A 24,244-nucleotide genomic window follows, 5' to 3' on the forward strand; every position below is an offset into this window, starting at 1 on the left:
CGCAAAACGATGACCTGCCCAGTCACGCCAAGGCGATAACTGCCTCGACTTCCACTTGTGCGCCTTTCGGAAGGGCCGAAACCTGATTGCAAGCACGAGCAGGGTAGAGCGCTACAAAAAAAAGAGCTGTAAACCGCATTCAGCTCCGCGAACTCGCTTGTGTAAAACGAAGACAGTCATCTCATCGCAATTTTCGCAGTTGATGGTGGGTCAGGCGGATTCGCAGATACCGGGCTATCAGCGGCCTGCGGCAGTCCGGTATGCATGGTGTTCGCCCGACGTGGCTAGACAAATAGGGTCTAACAGTGCACGTCGGCGCGCTGACTCAAGTCGCCTTATTTGCTGTCCTATAGCTAACGACCGCGTCGCGCTCCAGAGCGCAGATAATTGACCTGCGCTCTCAGTAAGAAAAAAATTTTGTTTGTAGCGCAAGTCGTTGTCTGTATAGGGTCAACCCACCGCCGATTTCGCCGCCAGCCGGAGATGTACAGCCCGCGTTGTGGGGCCCAAGAATCAAATCGAAGCTTGCTTGCACTCAAACCCCTAGCATCGCCAGCTTAAGGCATTCAACAAAAGTCCGACCTGCGGGTGACAGTCCCCCACGCGCGGAAGTCTGGATTTCTAAATATCGTTCATTGAACTCTCGATCGATGAATGGAATGCCAACTAATGTCCGTTCCGCAAGACGTCGACGAATAGACAGCTCTCCGTAGAACGCAATAACGCCGTCCCCTGCACCGGCAAGTCCAGCAAGTGAATCCATATTATTGCTGCAAAAAACTGCCTCATAGTTCAAGCCTTGCCGACTACAGCTTGCATCTATCAGTTGGCGCACGGAGCTTTCAGCTGGCGGTAAAGCCAAGGGATAAGCAACTACCTGTGAAAGGGCCACCTGCCGAAATTGCGCCAGAGGATGCTGAGGAGAAACTATGGCGAGAACTGGTCCCGGGTGCCGAAGCTCGACGATGATCTCAGGTTCTGGCATCACACTCAATGTGATGCCAACATCAGCATCTCCGTCTCTGATCTTGCGAGCGACCTCGCCGTGGAGACAGACTTCTAGGTCGACGCGAATTCCGGCAAAACTACGCCGAAACTGCGCTATCAACTCGGGCATAAAGTCGTGAACAAGCCCATCTACGCTTGCTACCCGCACGCGCCCGACTTTGACCCCGCGTAACGCATGAATATCTGTCGTGACGCGCTCAATTTCCTGCTGCACCCTTTTTGCGTGCGACGCAAGCAATTCACCAGCCGCATTCGGAATAAGGCCCCGGGCATGTCGGTCAAAGAGAAGCGTGCCGAGCTCTGCCTCCAGTCTCGCGATCTGCCGGCTTACCGCGGAGGGGACGACATTCAGTCTAAGTGCTGCTTCTTTGATCGAGCCAGTACGCGCGACCTCGAGAAAGTAACGCACCGCCGTCTCTTGAAGAATACGGTAGGACATATCGGCATCCTTGGAATGGGGTCGAATGCCGAATCGGCAATCGACAACTCGAATAATTGCTACGATTCGAACCCTGATAGGCCGTAAGATACAGCAAGCACTCCCGCCTCTGCAAAGACATGATCCTCCACTTCGATTAGTTATTGCTGTGCTCCGAGGAGGTTAAATGCATCGCCGATCGCCATATTTACCATCAACGTCAACGCACGCAGAATGACGGCACTTCACTATTTCAAAGTCCTAGGTGAGTAAATGGAAATCGATCGAGAATCTCTGATCCGATATATTGGCGGGCAAGACGTCGCCGATCAGATGGACCACGAAGGTCGGGCAGATGCAATAGAAGGTTTTCTTTCTAAGAAACTGGACGAGGTGCTAGCAGCGAAAATAGCCTACCCAGGCTCGCCAACGGCGGACGATATCAACGGAGATATCGAGACAAGAGACTTTCGCCGGGGAGTTGGCAAAATTTTTCGAGCAATCCCGGCTCGCATTGGCAATGACGAAGATATGAGTGGAATTAAGGTGAGCAAGCTATCACCGATGCCACCCGCACCGACACTGCAAGACTTCTTCAATTTTCGGTTCGCCCCCGCTGGGCATCTACTGCAGAGTGCTGCGCTAGCTCGAAGAAAGGGTGCTTCTGAAGAAGTGATTCTTGCGTGTCTGCTGCATGACGTCGGCAATTATCTGATGAAAGCCGATCATGGTTATTGGAGCGCGCAGCTGATTGAGCCGTACGTGTCGGAAAGAGTTTATTTTGCCGTGCGCTATCACCAAGCGCTGCGTTTTTTTGCCGATCCAGAATCAAATTACGAGTATCCCAAGCGCTACTACCGGCTATTCGGCGTTGACTATGTCCCGCCGGCCCATATCTTACGAGACTACTACTTCGCGGTTAACCATCCTTGGTACCAAGACGCTCGCCAGGTCACGCTCAATGACTTCTATGCGTTCGATCCAGACGCCATAATTTCAGTGCACGAGTTTGACGACATCATTGGACGGCATTTCAGACAGCCCGAGACTGGGCTTGGGAGGGATTCGAGCCCAACAAGTCATATGTGGCGAACACTAATAAATCCTGATAGCCCACTTTAGAGAGGCTGCAGGCATTGTTCAGGAGACAACCATTCAGTTGACGTAACTCAAATCGGGGTGCCTGCCATGCGAAACGAACAATATCCTCTTTTCCGATTTTTTTCGGCGTTTGGCTAGCGTTGTTGTTAGCCATGCCTGCAGTTCAAGCTGAAGAAACTAACTGGCCCACCCATACCGTAACAATCATCGTGCCCTTCCCAGCCGGGGGCAGTCAGGATGCAATTGCCAGAATGATGGCGAAGCACCTGGAAGATGCGTTGGGAAAGACCTTCGTAGTGCTGAACCGGGCCGGCGCCGCTGGGAATATTGGCACGCGTGCAGGGGTTAAGGCCAAATCAGACGGGTATACATTCGTTCTGTCGTCGTCTGGCCCCCTTGCTAATAATCGATTTCTCTACGACGACCTCGGCTACGACCCCTCCACTGACATCTCGCCTGTCAGCCTTGTTGGGCAGTTTCCTATGTTGATAGTTTCAGGGAAGCACACAGGAGTAGAGGATTTGCAGTCGTATGTCGCCAGTGCGAACAAGGCCCCTGGGTTGGACATCGGCACTCCCGGGCCTGGTTCCATGGGTGACTTGACCGCACGACTGCTCGAGTCAACGACTCAAACAAAGCTCCTTCTAGTCCCATATCAGGGCGGTGCTCCAGCAATGAACGCAGCCATCGCCAAGGAAATTGGTTTGGCAGTGGACGTAGTCAATGCGGCCACAGTAGGAATGATCAAAGACGGGCGACTGAATGCCGTTGCGATCACTTCACGTGAGCGATTTCCTGGCTTGCCGAACCTGAAGACTGCTACCGAGCAAGGATATCCGGGCTTATCCGCAAGCGTTCATTTTGCATTAGTAGGCCCGAAAGAAGTGGCACCTGCGATCATTGTCCGTCTAAACAGTGAAATCAACAGATTCCTCTCGCTACCGTCGACAATCGAAAAGTTTTACGCGCTCGGCGCCCAACCCATTGGTGGTTCACCTCAAGCTGTCACGGACATGATCTCTGACACGATTGCACGCTGGAAGTCTATTCTTCAGCAGGCTGCGTCTTCCAAATAACCTAACCCAATTTGTTGGATCATAGAATGATCAATCCTGTTGCGGGACCTCTGCCGTTCGGGCAGAAGCCAGAGTTCCAAGTTCCTAAAGGTGCGTGCGACTGCCACGTTCACATATTCGGGCCGTACCAGAAATATCCGCTGGGCGATTCGCGTAGCTACTCACCGCCAGAGGCTCCAGTAGAAATGTTGCTCGCCCTAATGGACAGCATGAGTCTCGATCGAGCTGTCGTCGTCAACGGAACGGCCTACAACCGAGACAGCCGCATTTTGTACGACGCGTTGCAGGGGCACAGAGACCGGCTACGCGGTATTGCAGTGCTGGATCCGGACACAACGACTGACGCGGAATTGGATCGGCTGCACGCAGCGGGGGTGCGGGGCATCCGCATCAACCTGTACAAGAAGGATGGAAAGCTTGCGTATCTCGGTGGCAGCGGCATGCAGGCGTTCGATGTTCTCGCTCCGCGCATTGCAGAGCGTGGCTGGCATGCTCAGGTCTGGATCAACGTTGCAGATCTCCCAGATTTGCACTCTCATTTTTCTAAAGTGCCCATCGATATCGTCGTCGACCACATGGGACGTTTTGTGCCCAGCGCAGGCGTAGAAGAGCGTGGTTTCAGACTGCTGTGCGATTTGGTTGCAGAGGGCAACCGCTATTGGACCAAGATTTCGGGTGCCGATCGTATGACCGAGACGGGGGCGCCCTATTTGGATATTGACCCATTCGCACGCGCTTTGATTGCCGCTAACCCAGACAGGCTGGTTTGGGCATCCGACTGGCCGCATGTCAACCACGCCGCCATGCCCTTGGACGTCGACTTACTCAACCTGGTATCGCGTTGGACTGACGATGAAGTCGTCATCCGTAAGATTCTGTCAGACAACCCGCAGAGGCTGTATGACTTTGATCCGGTCAGCTAGGCGAGTTTTGTCGGAAACGCATCTGGGATACTCATGAACTTAGTCAAAGCAAGACTTCTAATCGGCGGCGAGTTGGTTGACGCATCCGACGGCAGCGAAATGACCACGGTCAACCCAGCCAATGAACGCGTTATTGGCTTCGCCGCCAACGCTGGCGCTCAGGACGTTGCGGCTGCGGTTGGCGCGGGAGAGGCGGCATGGCCCGAATGGGCGAGCATCGGTGTCGACAAGCGTAGCAGCTACATGAGAGCGTTGGCTGCAGGTATTCGCTCGCGCAAACACGAAATCGCTAAGACAGAAACGCGGGACACAGGCAACCTTTTTACAGCTATGTTGGACGATGTCGAACGTGCAGCGGCGAGAATCGAGTTTTACGCCGGGCTCGGACATGCCATTACCGGAACCACGTACCCGGCGACCCCCACGCACCTCCACCTTTCCGAACGAGAGCCATTCGGGACGGTGGGCCGAATCGTCGCTTTCAACCATCCCTTCTATTTCCAGGCGTCGCGATTAGGTGCTCCCCTGATCGCTGGTAACTCGGTCGTAATGAAGAGCCCAGATCAAGCGCCCCTGTCGGGCGGAATACTGGCTGAGATTTGTCAGCAGACCTTACCTGCTGGCGTAGTCAACATCCTGAGCGGAAGCGGTTTGCGTACCGGAGACGCCCTCGTTCGGGATCCCCGGGTGAAACGTATCGGGTTTATAGGCTCGGTAAACACGGCCCTGGCAATTCAGCGGGCTGCTGCTGAGGTAAGCATCAAACACATCACACATGAACTTGGCGGCAAGAACATGATGGTCGTGATGGCCGACGCAGATGTCGAGAGAGCGGCTGACCTAGCAATCGCGGGCATGAACTTCGAGTGGCAGGGTCAATCTTGTGGTTCAACAAGCTGCCTCATGCTGCACGACGCTGTATACGATGCCGTGATGGCGCTGGTTGAGAAAAAAATCCGACGCATCAAGGTAGGTGACCCGTTCGATGCAGATTCTGGCATGGGGCCGCTCATCAGTGCAGCGCATTACGAAAAGGTAAATGCGGCAGTTGAGAAGGGTGTTGCGCAAGGTGCAACGCTATTGGTCGGAGGGGAGCGGCCCAAGGGAAGCGCTTTCGCCGCCGGGTATTGGATTGAGCCGACGCTTTTTGCAGACGTGACAGCCGAGCATGCGCTGAGCACAGAAGAAATATTTGGCCCTGTATTGAGCGTGATGCGATGGTCCAAACCTACAGAGATACTGGAGAAAGACAATCTCGCAACCCTCGGCCTTACTGCCTCCGTCATTGGTCGGGACGTAGGAGCAGCGATCGGCTTTGCACGTAGGCTAAGGGTCGGCTATGTGTGGATCAATTGCGTGGGGCCACACTATACCGGAGTCCCCTACGGCGGATTTAAAAACAGTGGTGTTGGCCGAGAAGAAGGGCTGGAAGAAATCATGGGTTACACCGATCTTAAATCGATAAATATCTTGATCCCCCCTCTGTCCTGAGCGTAAGTGTTTGTGGTGTAGAGTGTCATTCCAGCGCATTAGCAATGACTTTAAACCAGCGTGGTGACCACCTATAGCACTCGATAACCAATTGCGCGCTGGCCCTGACGGCACGCGTGCCGATTAGCCCGGCGGCCACGGCCTGACGAGTGGTCAGCGCGGCCCGCTTGGCATCGCCCGCCAGCCGTTCTGTGTCCTCCCTGATGAATTCTTCGAAGCGGCTCATGCGCGCCCTTGCCTCATCTGCCAGCGTCTGCTGGCCGAGCATGCAATGGGCGTCCGCAGCCGATGGCGGAAACGGCTGCCTGGGATACGCGATCTCCGTCGAGTAGCGGCGGGCGCTATCCCACAGTGTTCGCCAAACGGCGCCGCCGACGCCGGCCAGCGGCTCACAGGCAAGGCTTTCTCGGCAGGTAGGCGCGCTGCCTCGCGCTTTAACAGTGCTTCATTTGCAGCGATGGCGACTGTCAGCAGTGTCTGGTCGGCGGTCTTGGTCGGGAGACTGTTCACCGCCTCTATGAGCCGCTTGACGTTGTCGGCCTTGACGGTCTGCTCGGCCGCCGCCTTAGTCGGATTTTTCGACAGGTTCTCGCGCAGGCGCTCAATCCCGGCGGCTTCTTCGCCCATCAAGGTCGCCAGGGCCTCAACCTTCTTTGTGTCGGTAGTGGTCTTCAGCGCGGCGAGAGCCTTGCCCACTGCCGTGACAGCTTTCTAGGTTGGCGTCGCGAAGATTAGACTGCACGCTTTCTCTAGCTGCTTCTGCTCAGCCGCCAGAGCGTCCTTGACTGCCTGACACGCGGCGGCGAGTTCGTCCGGTACATCAAGGCCAAATGGCCAGAATGTGACTTCATTTTTCTCGCGGATATGCACGGCCGTGCAGTCGCTATCGAAGACGCTGGCTGCAGAAAGAATGGGGTGCGGGTGGGGGCTGTCCTGCCAGCGTTCTACCGGCTGCACGATGCCGCCAACACCGTAGGTCATGCCGGCGTTCGCGACCCGGGGCGCTTGGTTGTCATAGACATTGGCCTTGATCTCCCAGCGTGCTGCGCACGGGAGGCACGCTTCAGGATTTACGCATAGCCAGACTTGCCTGCACCGTTGTCACCGTAGATGATCGTGATGCCCTTCGGCTCAAAATCGAGCGTCTGACCGGGCGCGAGGTTGTTGGCGCCGCGATCGTCGGCGACGGATATCAACGTGAGCGCGGCACCTTCACCGGGCGTGGCGGGGAGATGCGCCTTCGTCAGTGGCACAGCGACAAGTTCACCTGCAGGCGCACCGTGGCCGACCTTGCACAGCTCGCCCAGCTGGGCGACATCCTCTTGGGTCAGGCCGCCCTGCGCGATGATCCGCCGCAGGGCGCCACGCTGCCAGGGCGGGCGATCTTGCGACCATTCCAGGATCGTTTCGAGAACCGTCTTCCGCGGCGTAGCGGGCTTTTGCATTCTTGTCCCTTCCGTGGCTTGATACCACCCTTCAGCCGGCGAGTTTGACACGTTCACCCGGCAGGCCCGCCTCCGGATGCCACCACAAAGCCGTAAACTATTTAAGCGCCAATCGAAAAGTACCGTACATACTGCTCAAGTATGTACGGTAAATACGGCGTGCCCATCTTGGGGCCTTGCTAACAATGTGCCGTCCAGGTGATAGGGCGTCAGCACCGTGCCGTTGGCGCGTTGCTGTTGCCAGACATAGCGGCCACCGGGCAGCGGAATGGTGAAGCGATCGCCGAATCCGCGCACGCCATTGAGCGTGCCGAAGTAGTGATCGAAGGACCGATTTTCCTGCATCAGGACCACAACGTGCTCGACGTCCTTGATGGTTCCGGTGACGTTGTTGGCCTCTATCGCGAGGGCTTTGCGGATGCTGGGCGGAAAGGCCGCGAGCGCGGCAGAGGCGAAGCCTGCCGTGCTGGCGGCTTTGATGAATTGGCGGCGTGATGTCATGGCAAGAAGCGGATGGGGTCAGGGCGCGCAGCGCATGACTGCTTGCGGCTGGGACGGTGTGGAGTCGGTCACGGTGCAGCGAACAGGTTAGGTTGGGGCCGATATCGTAAGGAAGGTGCGCGGAAAATAGAGGCGCGCCATGACGTCGAAGTGACACGACACTGACGGCAACATGAACGAAAAACTTCGGTGACGCCTCGGAGTTGAAGCATCGCCTTGGAATAAATCGACTGCGCCATTCGTCTATGTCTTCAAACAACCAAGGAATCTTATGAACTTACGTCCTCTGTTGGCCTGTTTGTGCGCCATGTTGGTGGCTGCCGGCCCGGCCTGGGCTGCATCCCCACTTAATGTTTATGGTCCAGGCGGCCCTGCTCCTGCCATGAAGGAGGCAGCAAAGCGCTTCGGCGCGCTCCACAACATTGAGGTAAATGTCACAGCGGGTCCCACCGGCCAATGGGTGATGCAGGCCAAACAAGATGCGGACGTGATTTTCAGCGGCGCGGAAAACATGATGAGCGACTTCGCCAAGGCACTGCCAGGCGCGTTTGATCTCAAGGATGCCGAGCCGCTGTACCTGCGACCCGCTGCCATCCTCGTGCGTCCCGGCAATCCGAAGCGTATCAGCGGATTTCGTGACCTCCTGACGCCTGGCGTCAAAGTGATGGCCGTTGCTGGCGCGGGACAGACCGGACTGTGGGAAGACGTTGCGGGTCGCACGGGCGACATCGCCGTAGTCCGAGCTTTCCGCAAGAATCTTTTGCTACCCGAGGCTGCCAACAGCGCCGAGGCCCGGCAGCGCTGGATCCAGCAACCTGACATCGACGCCTGGTTGATCTGGAACATCTGGCAGGTTTCTAATCCCGATCTGGCGCAACTGGTGGAGATGGACGAGCCCTTCCGCATCTACCGCGACGCCGGCGTCGTCATTACCGGTCGCGGTGCTGCAGAGCCTGAGGCAAAAGCATTTGTGGACTATCTGAAATCGCCGGCAGGGCAGGCAATCTTTGCGAAGTGGGGATGGAAGAAGCCTTGAGGCGCCGTTGCATCCCCAGCCTGCTAAGGCTTGTTTGAGGAGGCATTCGTACCGGGAGCCACTTGCTTCTCGGTTGTTGCCGCTTCATGCGAATGCTGGCTTCCCGTTGGATCGCTGATCTGGAACGTCTTGCCGTGCTGCCATCCGTCTGCCTCTGGATCGATGGCAGGCGAAGGGATGTCCGCGCGATCAGCTTTTTTCTTGGCGCTATCGATGCCGAATCGCTTGTCGCGTGCATCGACCATGGCTGGGTCGCCTTGACCGTCGGCAGTGAACCCCATCATCAATTGCGGGACTCCAAGCGGCAAAGTCTTATCAATGTCGGTGTGCCAGGTGTGCCATGTTTTGCCATATGTCCCGACCAGCTTTTTCATGAGTTCTTTCTCGGCCACTTCCGGTATCCCTGGCGCAAGAAGCTGGCCCGACTTGACCTCGTGGACATGACTATGCCAAAGGGCTTTTTCTTCGGCAGGTAACCCCTTGAATACGTTTGCACTGACGATGTATTCCACGCCCATGATCTTCGCGTCTTTGACGTTTCCGTCATAGATCACGCACTGGATCACATCGTCGTTAAGGATGGCGCAATAGTGATGCGCCTCCATCTGTACTTTCTGATTGCCGTTGTAAAAGTGAAATCCGTCGAGGTAAGCGTTCAGCGCGTCGACGGGCGGTTTGTCCTGTAATGCCACGGCGCCAGCCTCCAAGATTTTGGTGCTGGTCGATTTTTCGGCACCAGGTGCGGCGACATTCGATTGCGTTTCCTTGTTGCAGGCAGTCAATGCTACGACCGCCAGACATGATGCAACGGACAACTTGATAAGCGACATAGGTGCTCCTGAAATGACTATCGGATTTTGCCGCCCGACGGAACGGACTTGCTGCCCAGCAAGGTTCCGTTGATCGTCAGGCCATATAAGGAATCGTCGTCGTCGTGAAACGCCTTGCGCGTCGCGGCAACGGACTCTTTGAATCGAGGATCCTGGGGTCTTTCGTGTGCGTTCATGTAATACGCAACGTCCCACGCCTGCTGATTGGATAGCATCCCACCCTGGCCAAGGGGCATGTTCGCTTTGATGAATCCTGCTGCATTGCCCAGTTGATGCATGCCAGCCCCCCAATTGAATGACTCGGGGCCCCATAAAGGAGGGAATGCCCAATGGCCACTCGCCGATTTTTGACCCTGGCCCTCTGCGCCGTGACACAACGCGCAATTGTTGGCATACACCGCCTGGCCTCGAACGTAGTCGGCTTTCTGTGCCGGGGCCGGGAGTTTTGGATAGCCTTGACCTTCCAGCTTGACGCCAGTTGGAGCATTCGAAGCCAACCAGAACATATAGGTCTGCAAGGCGGTCATGACGGGATCGCCGGCATCGGGCGCCTTCCCGTTCATGCTGAATCGAAAGCATCCATCCAACCGTTCCGCCAACGTATTGACGTGGCCGTTCTTGCTTCGGTAGGCGGGGTAAACGACATAAGCAGCCCACATCGGAGCCGAGTTAGGCTTACGGCCTGCATCCAAGTGACAGCTCGCGCAATTGAGCTGATTGCCCACAAAGGCGCTCGCGTACTTCGACGTGTTGGTAAAGATTTTCTCGCCTTCGCGCACTATCTTTCCGAATTCGTTGTTCGGGATGTCTGCCACTGCCGGGGGCTGAAAGGCAGGCGCCTTTTTCGCTGGCTCTGCACTTAGCGTGGCGGTGCTGTAAGTCAAGCCCATCATTGCCAGGCAGCAGATACCTAGCACTGATGAAAACGAACTGGCGCACACCCGCGCGCCCTTGGTTAGCACTGTCATTTCTGGCTCCCGCTCACGGCCGCGCGGGCCGAAACTGGCAAGCCGGCGTAGTAGCTCGATACAGCTTCGATGTCCTCAGCGGACAATTGGTAGGCTACCGCCGGCATGAGTCCCAACGGCAATGGGGATCGTTTACCGGTTTGCCATGCCCGCAGTTGGGCTATTAGATAGTTCTTGCTTTGACCGGCCAGTGCGGGGAACGTGGTGCCCACGCCAGTACCTGCTGGTCCGTGGCACTGGTTGCACGCGGGTATGTTTTTGTCCCACGCACCTCGCGAAGCCAGCCACTCGCCTCGTTCGGTCACAGGCCTGTCGGAATCCGCTGCCAACGCAGCAGCGTCAAATGGGTGCGGCAACGCTGAAAAATAGACGCTGACCGCCTGCCGTTCGTCGGGCGTAAGTGCTTTGGCGATCGCCTGCATGACAGGGCTGGGTCGAACGCCGTCCGCAATGTCGTTCAGCTGTTTCAGGAGATATGCCGACCCCTGTCCGGCAAGGTAGGGAAAGCCAGCGGCAGCATTGCCTTCTCCTTTTGCGCCATGACAGGAAATACAGGCGGCAGCGCCATGGGCGCCACTCGAAGCAATACGTTGGCCTTCGGTGATAACAGTCTCGGCTGCATGCGACATAGCGACAGTCAACGGCCAACACAACAACGCAATCGATATGACAAATTTGCGATCCATACGTCCCCTCTGCCTTGATATCTTCGGGTCAACGCCCTGTTATGCATTCGGGATGCGCCATCGTTCAGCATGGCGCACATCGGCTTCTGCACTCCACGATCATGCGCGGATATACGTCCAGCCGTCCGATTGCATCTTTACCAAAGCCACTATGGCCCCCTCTTCCAACACCTTCAAGGGCTCGGCAGCCGTGCGGTTTATCTTTTTCAAGGTGTTCGGGCAGACGAGTGTCTTGCTGTCGGATACCGGATTCGGGTTATCCAGGGCCGCCGCCACGGCGTCTGCATTGATGACGATGGCAACACGCACCGTCGGATCGGCAGCGATCAGGTTGTTCAGGTTGCTGCGCGCACGGGTCAGTGCTGTGGCAGTTGGCGCATGCAGAACGACTTTCATCGCGTCCCCTTTGTTTTCCGGCGTCATTGAGCGCTCCTCAAAGTTTCCGCGTCTTTGAGCGCCGATTGCAGCATCTCCTCGACACTGGGATGGTAGAACGGCATGTCGAGCAACCCTTGCAACGTTTCTTTGCGTTGCACTGCCCATGCAAGAAGATGGGCCAGATGCTCGCCATGGCTGGCAACCAGACTGGCTCCCGTAAGAACGCCACTATCCCGATCGGCATAGATACGCACCAAATTATCTTCCGCGCCCAGGATCCGGGATCGACCGTTCCCACTACCTTGCGCGGTTCCAATCACCGTGCGTGCCATGTCCAACTTGTCGTACGGTGTTCCGACAGCGCACACATCAGGATCGCTGAACACGATCGATATGAAAATCCTGCGCCCAGGGAGTGCGTCTGCGTCGATCTGCCCTTCCAGGCATTGCAGCGCCGCGCGTGCTGCGATCAGACCTTCGTCGGCAGCTTCATGCATCAGGGGCCGCGCGGGTACCACGTCACCTGCAAAGAAGATGGGCAGCGATCCGCTTTGCAAATTTCGTTCCTGAATGACAGGGTTGCCACGTTCATCGATTTGCACCCCCGCTGAAGGCAAGTCGAGATTGCCCACGTTGGGCTTCCTACCCAGTGCGGCAAGCAGGACATCCACGTCGGCATAATTCGCGCCGCAGGTCATTCGCACGGCGTCGCCTTCAAGGGCGGTGTCGACCGGGGCACCCAACCACATTTTCAACTCACCCGCAAAATGCTCTTTAGCTCGCGTGTTCACCTCTGGATCGCGGATGCCGGCGATGGATTCCTGAACATCCGCGCTGACGACTTCCACCCCCAAACGCGTCAGCGCCAACCCCATCTCGAGTCCAATCGCGCCAAGTCCCAGGATGCCGATGCGGCGCGGCAAAGTCTCGAGTTCGAACAGTGTGTCGGTCGTCAGTAGACGGCTTTCCAGTTTCTTCAACGCGTCGGGCACCACAGGGTGGGACCCAGTTGCAACGATGAATGCCGAAGCAGAAATGAGACGACCGTCGACGTCGATGGTGGTCGGATTGACGAAACGGGCGTGGCCCATGATCAAACAATCTCCGGCCCCTTTACGCGTGCGCTGGGCTGCGCCTTCGGCCAGTTTGTCACGTGTCGCCCGCGCGTGACGCCAGAGACCATCGGTCACTTCGCGCTGCGATGGCAAGTCTGGAGCAAGGTGCCGAAGCACGTTTGCCTGGTGGCCCGCATGGAGCGCCGCCTTCGACGGCATGCAGCCCACTCGCGCGCAGGTCGTGCCCAGCGGTCCTCGGTCCACCAGAAGCACGGATCGTCCGCTTCGCTTGATTTCGTTGAATGCAGTCAAGCCTGCCGTACCTGCACCGATTACGACAATGTCGACATGGGTATGGGATGAATTCATGATCGTCTCCTCAACAGGGCGAAAATACTTTTACAGGGGGCCCATGATCTGCGGCAGCAAGGCAGGGGGTATGCCGGTGCGGGACTGCACCGCTCCCTTTTCGTCACGCCATACGACTGCTGGCGTGGCATGCAGGCCCCAGGTCGCCATGATGGCCTGATTGGCGTTCAGCTTTTCGCTGATCGCTGCCGGAATGCTCTTCAGCGGCGCAAGCCCTTTGCCCTCAAGTGGCTTGGGTTGGCCGGACTTCAGCATTTCAGTGGTCGATGCAACGTGGGCGCTTTCATGCGCCCGCAGGGCTGCAACCGGATCTGCGGCAGCCAGCAACGCGGCTGCTTTGCCTGGACTGGTTGGCGTCAGAATGCCGACGATGACATGGCGCAGTTGTACGCGTCCCGCATCGACCCAAGGACGAGCATCCGACCACAACTTGTTGCAGTACGGGCAATTTGGATCGGTGAAGACATAAACGACGCGGGGCGCATTGGCCTTGCCGTCGGCAATCCAGGCGCTTTGCTCGACCTGCTGCCACAACTTGGCGGACATGACGGGTGCAACGGCTTTCTGCAACGCCGCCTTGGTCACATCCTGCCCATCGACATCCAGCATGGTGCCGGCAATGACGTGCTTGCCGTCGGGGGTCAGGTACAGCGCAACCGGGCGTCCTCCGGCGTGTGCCGCCCAGCCTGTTAACCCTCCGGATGCAGGCATGGGGCCAACGACTTCAATGCCTTGGCCTTCTAGCGCGGTAATCACTGCGGGCTTGTCGGCGGCAACGCCCGGCAGGGGGGCAACAAATGCGCAGGTAGCGGTGATCGTCAACAGTGAGGCGATGCCATGGCGCATGACATTCTCCTTTAAGGTGTGGTCGGTACATCCCGGCGGATTCGGATGCCGGAAACATGGTGGGCAAGTGTCGCGGCTGACAGCTCGCCCAGGCGCGATGACTGCAGACGGCCATCGCGATCAAAGAACAACGTCACCGGAAGGCCACGTTGGCCGAAGAACTGCCCGGTTTTCATGCCGGGGTCCATCAGTACATTGCTCAGGACGAGGCCCAGGCTTCCAAGGTACTGTTGGACTTGCTCAATGGTTTCGCCCTGATTGACAAAGACGAAGTGCACGTCTGGATAGGTCTTCTGACCTTCATGAAGTACAGGCATTTCGCGGCGGCAGGGCGGGCACCAGCTTGCCCAGAGATTGATGACCGTGGGTTTGCCTCGGAACCCGTCCAGACTGCCCGGCGCCCCGGACTCAAGCCGGGTCAATGCGAGTTCCGGCAAGCGGACGACCGACGCTTGGTCCGCGACGTGTTGCGCGCCATAGGCGCTCAGCAACACCACGGTGCCCATAACCAAGCCTGCAACGAGCGGCTTGCGAACTTGGGGCCACCGATACATCGACCAGGCGCCATAGACCCATGCGCCTGCCAGGCCCGCCCAGGCATTCCAGCCGCCGTCACGGATATCGAGCATGCCTAGCCAGGACGTCAGATAGGCTTCATGGAACTGCAAGATGAAGACGAGGCGCGCGGCCACCAATCCTGCCACCAATACACCGTTGACGGGAACGTGCTCGAGAATGCCGAACCGGCGCGCAACCCATCGCGCTACCAGAGAGCCTGCCCCGACCGCCACCAAGAGAACAAGCAAGGAATACGGCAATACGAGCGGTCCGACCTGCAGGGCGTCAGTCATCGCTCGACTCCACTGCGTCCAGGCGTTGCAGGAAGGTCTCCGAATTGAAGGCACCTACCAGGCGCGCCGCGCGGGCCTCCTGTCCCTCGCCATCCACCAGCAAGACCGTAGGCGGGCCGAGGACTTGCCTGGTACGCATCAGCGCGCGTTGATCAGGGGTGTTTGCAGACACGTCCACACGGATCACGTCGACGCCTTCCAATGCGGCGCGAACGCGCGAATCGCCGAACACTTCCCGATCGATGACCTTGCACTCAACGCACCAGTCAGCCCAGAAGTCCACCACTGCGACGCGGCCGGCCTTCCCAGCATCGACGAGCCGCGTGCTCAGGTCTGCCGACGTCATCACGGTCATGGCGTCATGTGCGCGGTCGGCGCCAACCGCGGCGTCACTGCCTCGCGCCGCGAACTGTGCCAATGGGCGTAACGGTTCGGTTCCCCCCGAAAGCGCGCCAACCAGAAGTGCGGCGCTCCAGGCGCCAGCCAGCAGTCCCACGGTCATGACAACCACGCGTTGACGGACCGACGCCGTGGCCGACATCTGCCACACGGTGATGGCAAGCAGCAGAAGCAGGGCGCTCCACAAGGCAAGCGCTGCTTGAGCAGGTACCGCTGGCGTTACCGTCCAGACCGCCGTGGCCAGCAACGCGAAGCCGAAACCGTTCTTGACCCGGTCCATCCAGACGCCGGGCTTAGGCAGATATCCCGCGCCGACGGTCCCCATCAGGATCAGGGGCAAGCCCATGCCCAAGCCAAGAGAAAACAAGAGCAGAGCGCCTTCGACGACATTGCCGCTTTGGGCGATGTAGATAAGGGTTCCCGCCAGGGGCGCTGTCATGCACGGGCCTACCAACAAGGCTGACAGCACCCCCAGGCCTGCTGCGCTGCGGGCCGACCCGCCTTCACGTTGCCGACTGGCCCGATCGAGACGTTGCCGGATCCAGCCCGGAAGCTGCAGAGTGAACACCCCGAACATGGCCAACGACAAAATGAAAAAAATCGCGCCCATGAAGAGAATGGTCCCTTGGCTCATGAGCATCGACTGCAGATTCGCACCGGCCATCGCCGCACCCACACCCAGTGCTGCATAGGTCATCGCCATCGGGATCACGAACGAAAGCGACAGCACAAAGGCGCGGCGTGGTCTGGCATTGGCGCCGACCACCACGCTGGAAACGATGGGCATCATCGGGAGGACGCAAGGCGTAAACGCCAGAGCGACGCCCATTAGCAAAAACATCGGAATGGTCCATGCGAGTGAGCGTACGCTCAGCAGTGACGATACTTGTTGATCACTTTGTCCAATCAAGGAGCTTCTAGTGGTCGCATCCGCCGGAATCGAGGTGCCTGACACATCGGGAAGGCCGCTTCCGGAACCTGCTGCGCCCACCTTGATCGAGCGCGTCTGCGGGGGATAGCACAACCCGGCTTCCGCGCAACCTTGCCACGTCACGCCAAGCGTCTGGCCTGCGGCCGAGGGCACTCGGACGGTTGCTTGGGAGTGGTAGACCTGGACAGTGCCAAAAGTGGGGTCTTCTTTGACCTCCCCCGGTGGCTTGACGGCATCGATGGGGCGCTTCGACTGACCTGCCGACACTTCGATCCGATCCCGATACAGGTAGTAGCCAGGTGCGATATCCCATCCGAGCGTGACGTCGCCGTTTTCCGATACCACCGGAGCTCGCAACACGAAAGCCGCTTCCGGATTCAGAAAATCAGAGTCGGCAGCAGAGGTCATACCGGGCATACAGGCGATGCACGCCAGTGCGCATCGGAATAGCAACGAGAATAAACGCGCAGTCAAAGCACACCCCTTGCCTTGGCCAGCACAATCATGGCAACCACGACGCAGATCATTGCAAAGCCCCACTGCAGGGCGCGTGCGGGTATCCGGGGTGCGACCAGGCGTCCAAGCAACATCCCGGTCACGGTCGTGCCGATGAAGAGCCAAGACGTGGTGGACAAAGTGAGCCCTCCTGCGAACGCGCCTGCAACCGTCGCGGTCGAGATCAACGCGATCACCATGAGGGAGGTCGCGACGACGCCATTCATCGCGACATTACTGAAGTGCCTAAGCGCAGGCACGATGATAAAACCGCCTCCGACGCCCAGCATCCCTGTGAAGAGACCCGATACGGCGCCGATGGCGCCTAGCGTAAGCGCCGTGGCTGAGCTCCACACGAATCGCCCTGTCTCCGTAGACTGAATGCAGACTTTGCCGTCGGGCAGGGTGTCATCCGTATGCGCATCCGTTCGATAGGCCTGAAGCGCCATCCGAGCGCCAACGATCACCATCACGCCGCTGAACATCGTCAACAACCACACATTCGGAATGCGACCCGCGGCCCATATGCCGAGGGGGGCGGTCAATGCCCCGACGGCCGACATCAACAGGGCCGCTTTGTAACGCACTGTTTTGCGTCGTAGACCTTCAATCGCACCAAGCATCGAGGCAAGTCCAACTGCGACAAGCGCCACTGGCGTTGCTTCGGACATGCTGAATCCCAGGCCGACGACCAGTGCTGGAACGGCGAGGATGCCGCCACCGGCCCCTGTCAGGCCAAGAATGGAACCGATGATGAGACCGAGCAAGCTCGTGAGAAGCATGAAAAATCCTGGTTGTACGGCGGTCGACTGGTCTCGCCAATCACGGCTTGGTCATCTGATGATCAGCAGCCCGTGTAGGCAAGCTTCACTCTCTATATTACTTATGGAAATTAGCTTATCTCTAAAAAGCATATATGATTTAGTTTGGAACTGTCCAGGAGATGACAATGAAAGAGCCCAACCAAACGCGATTTTCAGTGCTTGTTGTAGGGGGTGGTGCCGGCGGCATCAGCGTTGCCGCTCGATTGAGGCGTGCCCATCCGGCCCTGGACATTGCCATCATCGAACCGGCGGCTTACCACTACTATCAGCCGGCTTGGACGTTGGTCGGAGGGGGAAAATACGCAGCCGAGGCGACGCGACGGTCAATGCGTGAGTGCATCCCCAAAGGTGTGACCTTGATCACCGCAAGCGTCGAGCGTTTCGAGCCGTCGTCGAACGCGGTTGTGCTCAATGACGGTGTCAGGCTGGATTACGAATGTCTTCTTGTTGCTGCGGGGATCGAGCTGCACTGGGACGGGATCAAGGGGCTACGCGAAACGCTCGGACAGAATGGCGTGACCAGCAATTACCGGTACGATCTTGCGCCGTATACGTGGCAGTGCCTGCAGGCCCTGAACGGAGGAGTTGCCTTATTCACGCAACCCGTTATGCCGATAAAGTGCGCGGGCGCACCGCAAAAAATCCTGTATCTGGCGGCTGATTTTTTCCGCTCGAAAGGACGAAAAGTCGCGGTGTCGTTTCTGACGCCGGGTGCATCAATGTTTGGCGTGCCGTTCTACGCCAAGGCGCTTGGCGAGGTCATGAAAGCGTACGGCGCCACGCCCCATTTCGGTCATGAACTGGTCGAGGTCGATGGTCCGGCACGCACGGCAACTTTCCAGACGACGGTCGACAACGTCAAGACACTGAAAACGATGACGTTTGACATGATCCATGTCGTCCCTCCGCAGCGGGCTCCGCAGTGTGTGAGAGAGAGCGAGCTGGCGGATGCTGCCGGATGGCTTGAAGTAGATGCAAAAACACTGCAGCACGTGCGTTATTCAAATGTGTTTGGCATTGGTGACTGCACGTCCACACCCAACAGCAAGACGGCGGCTGCGGTAAAGAATCAGGGGCCTGTGGTCACTGCAAACATAGCGGGATTTCTCGCCGGGCAGCAGCCGTCACGTCAGTACGACGGGTATGCCTCTTGCCCACTGACTACGTCCCGCAGCAAAGTGATGTTGGCCGAGTTCTGCTATGACGGGGCGATCACGCCCAGCTTTCCGATGGACCCGCGGGTGCCCCGCAAGGTGTATTGGTGGCTGAAAGCCAAGTTTCTGCCGTTCTTGTATTGGCGGATCGTGCTGACAGGATTGCCGTGGCCGGAGACCCATCGCAAACGGGCGTTCCCCGAAAAGGTTCCGCCCATCACGCCGTGACGCTGACGCAACCTGCCATGGCCGATAACTGACATTGAGGATGCAAGTCCATGAAACGCATTGACGACCGCTTTTATATTGCTGGCGAAGTTTCGCTGGAAGACATTGCGACGCTTCCTACGCAAGGCATCGCAGGCCTTGTGAACGCGCGGCCGGATGGTGAATCTGCGTCTCAGCCTGGGGATGCCGCCGAGCGCACTGCAAGCGAATCGGCGGGGTTGACCTACCACTTCATTCCCGTGAAGGTGGACGGCATCACCGAACAGGATGTGAAAGCGTTCGACGAAGCATTGGCGAAGACAGATGGCCCAGTGCTTGCACATTGCGGTTCCGGCCGTCGGGCGCTCATGTTGTGGGCGCTTGCGGAAGTCATCGCGAGGCGTCTTGAACCCTCGTTGGTAGGCGATGTCGGCGCCCGCGCGGGAGTGGATCTCTCAGGAGTCGAAGCCTGGTTGCGCGCCCATCGGCCAGACCTGCTGCGTCGCAGGCTTGCCCGCGTCCAAGGCTTCTATGAAGCACGTACGTCGTCGGTGCAATACGTCGTCAGCGATCCTGACACCCAACGCTGCGCAATCATCGACCCGGTGCTCGATTACGATGAGAAGTCTGGTTCAACGGCTACCCGTAGCGCAGATGCCATCCTTGCCTATATTCGACAGGCGGGTTTGACGGTCGACTGGATCCTGGATACTCACCCGCACGCCGACCATTTTTCCGCAGCGCACTACCTTAAGAACGTGCTGAAGTGCCCGACGGCAATCGGAACCCACGTCAAGAAGGTGCAGGCGCTGTGGAAGGATTTTTATCACTTGGGTGACGACTTTCGCTGCGACGGTTCCCAGTGGGATACGTTGTTCAACGACGGCGACCAGTTCAAGATCGGCAACTTAAATGTCCGTGTCATGCATTCGCCAGGACATACCCTGGCGTCGATCACCTATGTCGTGGAGGACGCTGCATTCATTCACGACACCCTGTTCATGCCGGACAGCGGCTCTGCCCGTGCCGACTTTCCGGGGGGTGACGCCGCGAAACTGTGGCACTCGATTCAGGCGATTCTTGCACTGCCGGGCGACACGCGGCTGCTGACGGGGCATGATTATCGCCCTGGCGGCCGGTCCGTGCGGTGGGAAAGTACGGTTGATGAGCAACTGCGAGACAACCGTCACGTTGCCAGATTGGATGAAGCTGCTTTCGTGTCGATGCGGCAGGAGCGGGACGCAACGTTGCCGATGCCCAAACTGATATTGCATGCGCTGCAAGTCAACATCCGCGCTGGCCAACTTCCGGAACCCGAGGCAGATGGCCATCGTTTTCTGAAGATTCCGCTCGATCGATTCAACGACGTTCCGTGGTAATGGTCCCGGGCGACATGTACAGGGGTAGCAATGCTTGACGCAGTTTTGCTGGCCAGAATCCAGTTCGGATTCACAGTCAGTTTCCACTTCATCTTTCCGGCGTTTTCGATCGGCCTGGCGAGCTACCTGATGGTTCTTGAAGGACTCTGGCTCAAGACTGGCAAGGGCGTCTACGCGAACCTGTTCCGCTATTGGCTGAAGATTTTTGCGCTGGTGTTCGGTATGGGCGTCGTGTCCGGCATTGTCATGTCGTATCAGTTCGGAACGAATTGGTCCGTGTTTTCGGACAAGGCGGGCCCTGTCATCGGGCCCTTGATGGCATATGAAGTGCTGACGGCGTTTTTCCTGGAAGCGGGTTTTCTTGGGGTCATGCTTTTCGGCATCAACAAAGTCGGTCCGCGCCTGCATTTTTTTGCGACATGCATGGTAGCGCTGGGCACGTTCATCTCGGCTTTCTGGATTCTTTCGGTCAATAGCTGGATGCAGACCCCAACAGGCTTCGAGATGGGCGCGAACGGCCAATTCCTTCCTGGCCCGAGCTGGCTGGACATCATCTTCAACCCCAGTTTCCCCTTCCGCCTAGTTCACACCACGATCGCGGCATATCTGACGACGGCGTTTGTGGTTGGCGCCGTGGGCGCATGGCATTTGTTGAAAGACTCGGCAAATCCCGGTGCGAAGAAGATGTTCTCGATGGCCATGTGGATGGCTGCAATTGTGGCTCCTATCCAGATCTTCGCGGGCGATATGCATGGCCTGAACACACTTGAGCATCAGCCGGCAAAGGTGATGGCGATGGAAGGCCATTACGACAGTCACCCTGACGGCGCACCGTTGATCCTGTTCGGGATTCCGAACAGCAAGGAAAAACGCATTGACTACGCCGTCGAAATTCCCAAGGCATCGTCATTGATCTTGAAGCATGATCCGAGTGCGCCGCTTGCGGGCCTCGATACCATTCCGGACGACCTCGAACCGCCAGTGGGCGTCGTGTTCTGGTCGTTCCGTGTCATGGTGGGACTCGGGTTCGCCATGCTGGGTCTCGGGTTGTGGAGTCTGCTGGCAAGGTACCGCAAACGTCTGTACACGTGGCCATGGCTGCATAGGGCCGCCGTCGCGATGGGGCCCAGTGGCTTCGTTGCTGTGATTGCAGGATGGATCACCACAGAGGTGGGACGCCAGCCCTTTACGGTGTATGGCCTGCTGCGCACCGTGGACTCTGTCGCTCCGCTTCAGGCGCCGGCAGTCGCAGCATCGTTAGTGGCGTTTATCGTGGTGTATTTCGCCGTGTTCGGCGCAGGCACCATGTACGTCCTAAAGCTGATGGCGAAAGCGCCCCAGGCTCATGAAACAGCGGATCCATCGGGAGGCTCTCCCGTCCGTGCGGCGGGCATCACGCCTGCCCCGGCTGTCGAGGGTGGGGTAGCGCCATGATGGATTTGACCGTGGTCTGGGCGGCAATCATTGTGTTCGCGATAGCCGCGTATGTGGTGATGGACGGCTTCGATCTGGGCATTGGAATATTGTTCCCAACGTTCAAGGTCGGCGGCGAGCGCGATCGGGCGATGAACAGTATCGCGCCGCTCTGGGATGGCAATGAGACTTGGTTGGTGCTGGGCGGTGGCGGACTGATGGCCGCGTTTCCGCTTGCTTACGCGATCATTCTGCCAGCACTTTATGCCCCCATCATTGCCATGTTGCTGGGTTTGATCTTCCGCGGCGTTGCCTTCGAATTTCGGTGGCGTGACCTTGGCCACCGAGGCATGTGGGACATCGCATTCAGCATAGGGTCTCTGATTGCGGCGTTCGCCCAAGGTGTGACGTTGGGTGCACTGCTGCAGGGAATCCGCGTCGAAGGCCGTGCCTATGCAGGCGGGTGGTGGGATTGGCTGACGCCGTTCTCTTTATTGACCGGGGCGAGCCTGGTGGTTGGCTACGCACTACTGGGAGCCACCTGGCTCATCTGGAAAACCGATGGGCCGACCCAGCAACACGCGCGTCGGCTGACTCGGATATTGGTCGTGCTGCTGATTGCCGCCATTGCTGCGGTGAGTCTGGCGACGCCATTCCTTGAAGGGCGTTATTACGCTCGATGGTTCAGTTGGCCTGGCGTTCTGGCTGCTGCGCAGATGCCGTTGTTGGTCGCTATCGCGGCGCTTGTGCTTTGGAAGGCTATCGAACGGCGTCGGCATTGGCTGCCCTTTCTCATGACGCTAATGCTGTTTGGCCTTTCCCTGGCGGGCCTGATCATCTCGATCTGGCCCAATGTCATCCCCGGACGGATTTCGATATGGGAAGCGGCTGCGCCTGAGCGAAGTCAGGTCTTCATGCTGGCTGGGGCGGGCGTGTTGATTCCGATCATCCTGATTTATACGGCCTGGGCGTATTGGGTGTTTCGAGGAAAGGTCGATGAAACCGGCTACCACTAGGGGCAATCTGAGTCGAAGGCTTGCCTGGTTTGTTGGGATCTGGCTTGCGAGTGTGTTGGCACTGTCTGCGGTGGCGTTTGCCATCCGTGCCGTTCTGCTCTGAGAGACCTGTCACTTGCTGCGAAGGCCGTCGTTGAGCTGATCGACTCTGGCACGCTACGGGTTTGTATCGGGGTGACTGGATGGTTTGGCTTTTTTGCGGCGCTCTAGAAGCTCGAACATGCCCATGCCGATCAACATCGATACGACGAACACGGCGGCCTTGGTCTCTCCCATCCCAAGCGCCACCAGTGCAGGCCCTGGGCAAAAGCCGGCAAGGCCCCAACCAATGCCGAATAGCACGCCGCCACCTACCAGTCGACGGTCAATCCCGCTGTTGTCGGGCAAATGCATATTGAGCCCGAGCAAGCTGCGTCGACGCCGTTTTGCAAGCGCAAACGCCACAACGCCGACAGCGATGGCCCCTACCATCACAAGCCCGAGCGACGGATCCCACGCACCGGCGACATCAAGAAACCCGAGCACTTTGGCCGGGTCAGCCATGCCGGACAGGATCAAGCCAAGGCCGAATATCAGGCCGGCCAGAAGAGAAGTGATGATGGACATGGTGCTGCCTCAGGCGAAGAGTAGGTGGCGAATGACATACACAGTGGCAACGCCAGTACTCATGAACATCAGCGTAGCCACCAGTGACCGCGGCGACATCCGCGACAAACCACACACACCGTGACCGCTGGTGCACCCAGAACCATACCGCGTGCCCACGCCAACCAACAGGCCCGCAACGACCAGCATGGCCCATCCGGCATCGATGCGTGGCCGCGGAACCGTGGCAAGCAAGGCGTAGATGAGGGGTGAACCTATCAGTCCCAGGACAAATGCCAGCCGCCAGCCGATGCCATCGCCCCCGGGTCGCAACAGTCCGCCGAGAATCCCGCTGATACCCGCGATGCGCCCGTTGACGAGCACGAAGACGGCTGTCGCCAAGCCAATGAGGACGCCACCTGCAAGCGCGGCGTAAGGGGTAAATGCCGTCCAGTTAACAATCATGCTTTCTTCCATGAATTAGAGGAGGCAAGGTAACTCGCCAGCGTAATAGTGTCCCACCGACAAAACACGGAATACATTCTGGTCCCCACATCGCCTGTTTGCTGCGGAAATTAGCGGGTCGTCAAAAGCGCACGCGCTCAATTTCGCACACTTTCGAGCGGCGCCAGCGTAAGTCTCTCAGCACTATTTCTACCAACGGCGGCGTTGATAGTCGAGTCAGATGCGTGGCAGCTATTCGTCCCCGGAACGTGCTTGTGAGCTGATCCAGGCGCTTCTGCCGATACGGAAACCCTAAAAGCATGTATCCGTAAGGCAGCGATCGCGGGGCCCGAAAGACACGTAAGCAGTAGCACCCGGTGGTCTGGTTCCGGCACAGCAATGCCAACGTATCTGC

General features: G+C 58.1%; 26 protein-coding genes and 2 pseudogenes. 10 read left to right on the forward strand and 18 right to left on the reverse strand.

The window, feature by feature from the left end; genetic code table 11:
• Positions 1–22 precede the first annotated feature (22 nt).
• Both ACNANG_RS26080 and ACNANG_RS26085 read right to left on the reverse strand, forming a co-directional pair.
• Positions 23–158, reverse strand: a pseudogene (locus ACNANG_RS26080) (Rid family hydrolase); the annotation flags it as partial.
• Positions 159–535: 377 nt separating this feature from the next.
• A complete protein-coding gene (locus tag ACNANG_RS26085) occupies positions 536–1,447 on the reverse strand; it encodes a LysR family transcriptional regulator (RefSeq protein ID WP_407792390.1) in 912 nt (303 codons plus the stop codon).
• 252 nt (positions 1,448–1,699) lie between these two features.
• On the opposite strand from ACNANG_RS26085, the gene ACNANG_RS26090 reads away from it, so the two are divergent.
• The 4 genes from ACNANG_RS26090 (at position 1,700) to ACNANG_RS26105 (ending at position 6,017) form a co-directional block, all read left to right on the forward strand.
• Complete coding sequence (locus tag ACNANG_RS26090) at positions 1,700–2,548, forward strand: HD domain-containing protein (RefSeq protein ID WP_407792391.1); 849 nt, start codon at positions 1,700–1,702, stop codon at positions 2,546–2,548.
• Positions 2,549–2,679: 131 nt separating this feature from the next.
• Entirely contained in the window at positions 2,680–3,603 is a 924-nt protein-coding gene (locus ACNANG_RS26095) for a Bug family tripartite tricarboxylate transporter substrate binding protein (RefSeq protein WP_407792392.1), read from the forward strand.
• 26 nt (positions 3,604–3,629) lie between these two features.
• A complete protein-coding gene (locus tag ACNANG_RS26100; protein WP_407792393.1) occupies positions 3,630–4,526 on the forward strand; it encodes an amidohydrolase family protein in 897 nt (298 codons plus the stop codon).
• 33 nt (positions 4,527–4,559) lie between these two features.
• The gene (locus tag ACNANG_RS26105; protein WP_407792394.1) at positions 4,560–6,017 is read left to right on the forward strand and encodes an aldehyde dehydrogenase family protein; all 1,458 of its coding nucleotides are present in this window, start codon (positions 4,560–4,562) and stop codon (positions 6,015–6,017) included.
• A 25-nt stretch (positions 6,018–6,042) separates the two neighbouring features.
• Here ACNANG_RS26105 and ACNANG_RS26110 read toward each other — a convergent pair whose 3' ends face one another.
• The 5 genes and pseudogenes from ACNANG_RS26110 to ACNANG_RS26130 form a co-directional block, all read right to left on the reverse strand.
• Positions 6,043–6,243, reverse strand: coding sequence for a hypothetical protein (locus ACNANG_RS26110; protein WP_407792395.1), 201 nt, complete (start codon positions 6,241–6,243; stop codon positions 6,043–6,045).
• On the reverse strand, positions 6,240–6,713 hold the full coding sequence (locus ACNANG_RS26115) for a hypothetical protein (protein WP_407792396.1): 474 nt from the start codon (positions 6,711–6,713) through the stop codon (positions 6,240–6,242). The genes ACNANG_RS26110 and ACNANG_RS26115 overlap by 4 nt, the downstream gene beginning before the upstream one ends.
• 15 nt (positions 6,714–6,728) lie before the next feature.
• Entirely contained in the window at positions 6,729–6,998 is a 270-nt protein-coding gene (locus ACNANG_RS26120) for a hypothetical protein (RefSeq protein WP_407792397.1), read from the reverse strand.
• 89 nt (positions 6,999–7,087) lie between these two features.
• Complete coding sequence (locus ACNANG_RS26125; RefSeq protein ID WP_407792398.1) at positions 7,088–7,462, reverse strand: ATP-binding protein; 375 nt, start codon at positions 7,460–7,462, stop codon at positions 7,088–7,090.
• A 186-nt stretch (positions 7,463–7,648) separates the two neighbouring features.
• Positions 7,649–7,963, reverse strand: a pseudogene (locus ACNANG_RS26130) (alkaline phosphatase family protein); the annotation flags it as partial.
• A 271-nt stretch (positions 7,964–8,234) separates the two neighbouring features.
• Here ACNANG_RS26130 and ACNANG_RS26135 point away from each other — a divergent pair.
• Entirely contained in the window at positions 8,235–8,999 is a 765-nt protein-coding gene (locus ACNANG_RS26135; protein ID WP_420227711.1) for an extracellular solute-binding protein, read from the forward strand.
• A gap of 23 nt (positions 9,000–9,022) precedes the next feature.
• Here ACNANG_RS26135 and ACNANG_RS26140 read toward each other — a convergent pair whose 3' ends face one another.
• The 9 genes from ACNANG_RS26140 to ACNANG_RS26180 form a co-directional block, all read right to left on the reverse strand.
• Positions 9,023–9,829, reverse strand: coding sequence for an OBAP family protein (locus ACNANG_RS26140; RefSeq protein ID WP_407792399.1), 807 nt, complete (start codon positions 9,827–9,829; stop codon positions 9,023–9,025).
• 17 nt (positions 9,830–9,846) lie between these two features.
• On the reverse strand, positions 9,847–10,719 hold the full coding sequence (locus tag ACNANG_RS26145) for a c-type cytochrome (protein ID WP_407792413.1): 873 nt from the start codon (positions 10,717–10,719) through the stop codon (positions 9,847–9,849).
• A 74-nt stretch (positions 10,720–10,793) separates the two neighbouring features.
• Positions 10,794–11,483 (reverse strand): c-type cytochrome, encoded by a 690-nt coding sequence (locus tag ACNANG_RS26150; RefSeq protein WP_407792400.1) that lies wholly within the window; start codon positions 11,481–11,483, stop codon positions 10,794–10,796.
• A gap of 99 nt (positions 11,484–11,582) precedes the next feature.
• On the reverse strand, positions 11,583–11,906 hold the full coding sequence (locus ACNANG_RS26155; protein ID WP_407792401.1) for a hypothetical protein: 324 nt from the start codon (positions 11,904–11,906) through the stop codon (positions 11,583–11,585).
• A complete protein-coding gene (locus tag ACNANG_RS26160; RefSeq protein ID WP_407792402.1) occupies positions 11,903–13,285 on the reverse strand; it encodes a dihydrolipoyl dehydrogenase in 1,383 nt (460 codons plus the stop codon). Before ACNANG_RS26160 ends, ACNANG_RS26155 begins: the two co-directional genes overlap by 4 nt.
• Before the next feature lie 30 nt (positions 13,286–13,315).
• The gene (gene dsbG, locus ACNANG_RS26165) at positions 13,316–14,131 is read right to left on the reverse strand and encodes a thiol:disulfide interchange protein DsbG (RefSeq protein ID WP_407792403.1); all 816 of its coding nucleotides are present in this window, start codon (positions 14,129–14,131) and stop codon (positions 13,316–13,318) included.
• 11 nt (positions 14,132–14,142) lie between these two features.
• On the reverse strand, positions 14,143–14,982 hold the full coding sequence (locus ACNANG_RS26170; RefSeq protein ID WP_407792404.1) for a redoxin family protein: 840 nt from the start codon (positions 14,980–14,982) through the stop codon (positions 14,143–14,145).
• The gene (gene dsbD, locus ACNANG_RS26175) at positions 14,975–16,852 is read right to left on the reverse strand and encodes a protein-disulfide reductase DsbD (protein WP_407792405.1); all 1,878 of its coding nucleotides are present in this window, start codon (positions 16,850–16,852) and stop codon (positions 14,975–14,977) included. The genes ACNANG_RS26170 and dsbD overlap by 8 nt, the downstream gene beginning before the upstream one ends.
• Positions 16,783–17,589, reverse strand: coding sequence for a sulfite exporter TauE/SafE family protein (locus tag ACNANG_RS26180; protein WP_407792406.1), 807 nt, complete (start codon positions 17,587–17,589; stop codon positions 16,783–16,785). Before ACNANG_RS26180 ends, dsbD begins: the two co-directional genes overlap by 70 nt.
• Positions 17,590–17,750: 161 nt before the next feature.
• Between ACNANG_RS26180 and ACNANG_RS26185 the strand changes: the two genes are divergently transcribed.
• From ACNANG_RS26185 to ACNANG_RS26205, 5 genes are read left to right on the forward strand one after another with little or no spacing between them, the layout of a single operon-like run.
• Positions 17,751–19,013: an NAD(P)/FAD-dependent oxidoreductase gene (locus tag ACNANG_RS26185; RefSeq protein ID WP_407792407.1), complete on the forward strand. Its 1,263-nt coding sequence runs from the start codon at positions 17,751–17,753 to the stop codon at positions 19,011–19,013.
• Between the two features lie 50 nt (positions 19,014–19,063).
• Positions 19,064–20,371 carry a bifunctional sulfur transferase/dioxygenase Blh gene (gene blh, locus ACNANG_RS26190; RefSeq protein WP_407792408.1) on the forward strand — a complete coding sequence of 436 codons (1,308 nt, stop codon included), beginning with the start codon at positions 19,064–19,066 and terminating at the stop codon, positions 20,369–20,371.
• A gap of 30 nt (positions 20,372–20,401) precedes the next feature.
• Positions 20,402–21,805: a cytochrome ubiquinol oxidase subunit I gene (locus ACNANG_RS26195; protein WP_407792409.1), complete on the forward strand. Its 1,404-nt coding sequence runs from the start codon at positions 20,402–20,404 to the stop codon at positions 21,803–21,805.
• Positions 21,805–22,800, forward strand: coding sequence for a cytochrome d ubiquinol oxidase subunit II (gene cydB, locus ACNANG_RS26200; protein WP_407792414.1), 996 nt, complete (start codon positions 21,805–21,807; stop codon positions 22,798–22,800). The genes ACNANG_RS26195 and cydB overlap by 1 nt, the downstream gene beginning before the upstream one ends.
• The gene (locus ACNANG_RS26205; RefSeq protein WP_407792273.1) at positions 22,781–22,903 is read left to right on the forward strand and encodes a DUF2474 family protein; all 123 of its coding nucleotides are present in this window, start codon (positions 22,781–22,783) and stop codon (positions 22,901–22,903) included. The genes cydB and ACNANG_RS26205 overlap by 20 nt, the downstream gene beginning before the upstream one ends.
• A 53-nt stretch (positions 22,904–22,956) precedes the next feature.
• Here the strand turns inward: ACNANG_RS26205 and ACNANG_RS26210 are convergent, their stop codons facing one another.
• Positions 22,957–23,406 carry a DUF6691 family protein gene (locus tag ACNANG_RS26210; protein ID WP_407792274.1) on the reverse strand — a complete coding sequence of 150 codons (450 nt, stop codon included), beginning with the start codon at positions 23,404–23,406 and terminating at the stop codon, positions 22,957–22,959.
• A 9-nt stretch (positions 23,407–23,415) separates the two neighbouring features.
• Complete coding sequence (locus tag ACNANG_RS26215; RefSeq protein WP_407792415.1) at positions 23,416–23,850, reverse strand: YeeE/YedE family protein; 435 nt, start codon at positions 23,848–23,850, stop codon at positions 23,416–23,418.
• Positions 23,851–24,244 lie beyond the last annotated feature (394 nt).

Origin of the sequence: Pigmentiphaga litoralis, from assembly GCF_048632615.1 — a bacterium.
Lineage (GTDB): Bacteria > Pseudomonadota > Gammaproteobacteria > Burkholderiales > Burkholderiaceae_B > Pigmentiphaga > Pigmentiphaga litoralis_B.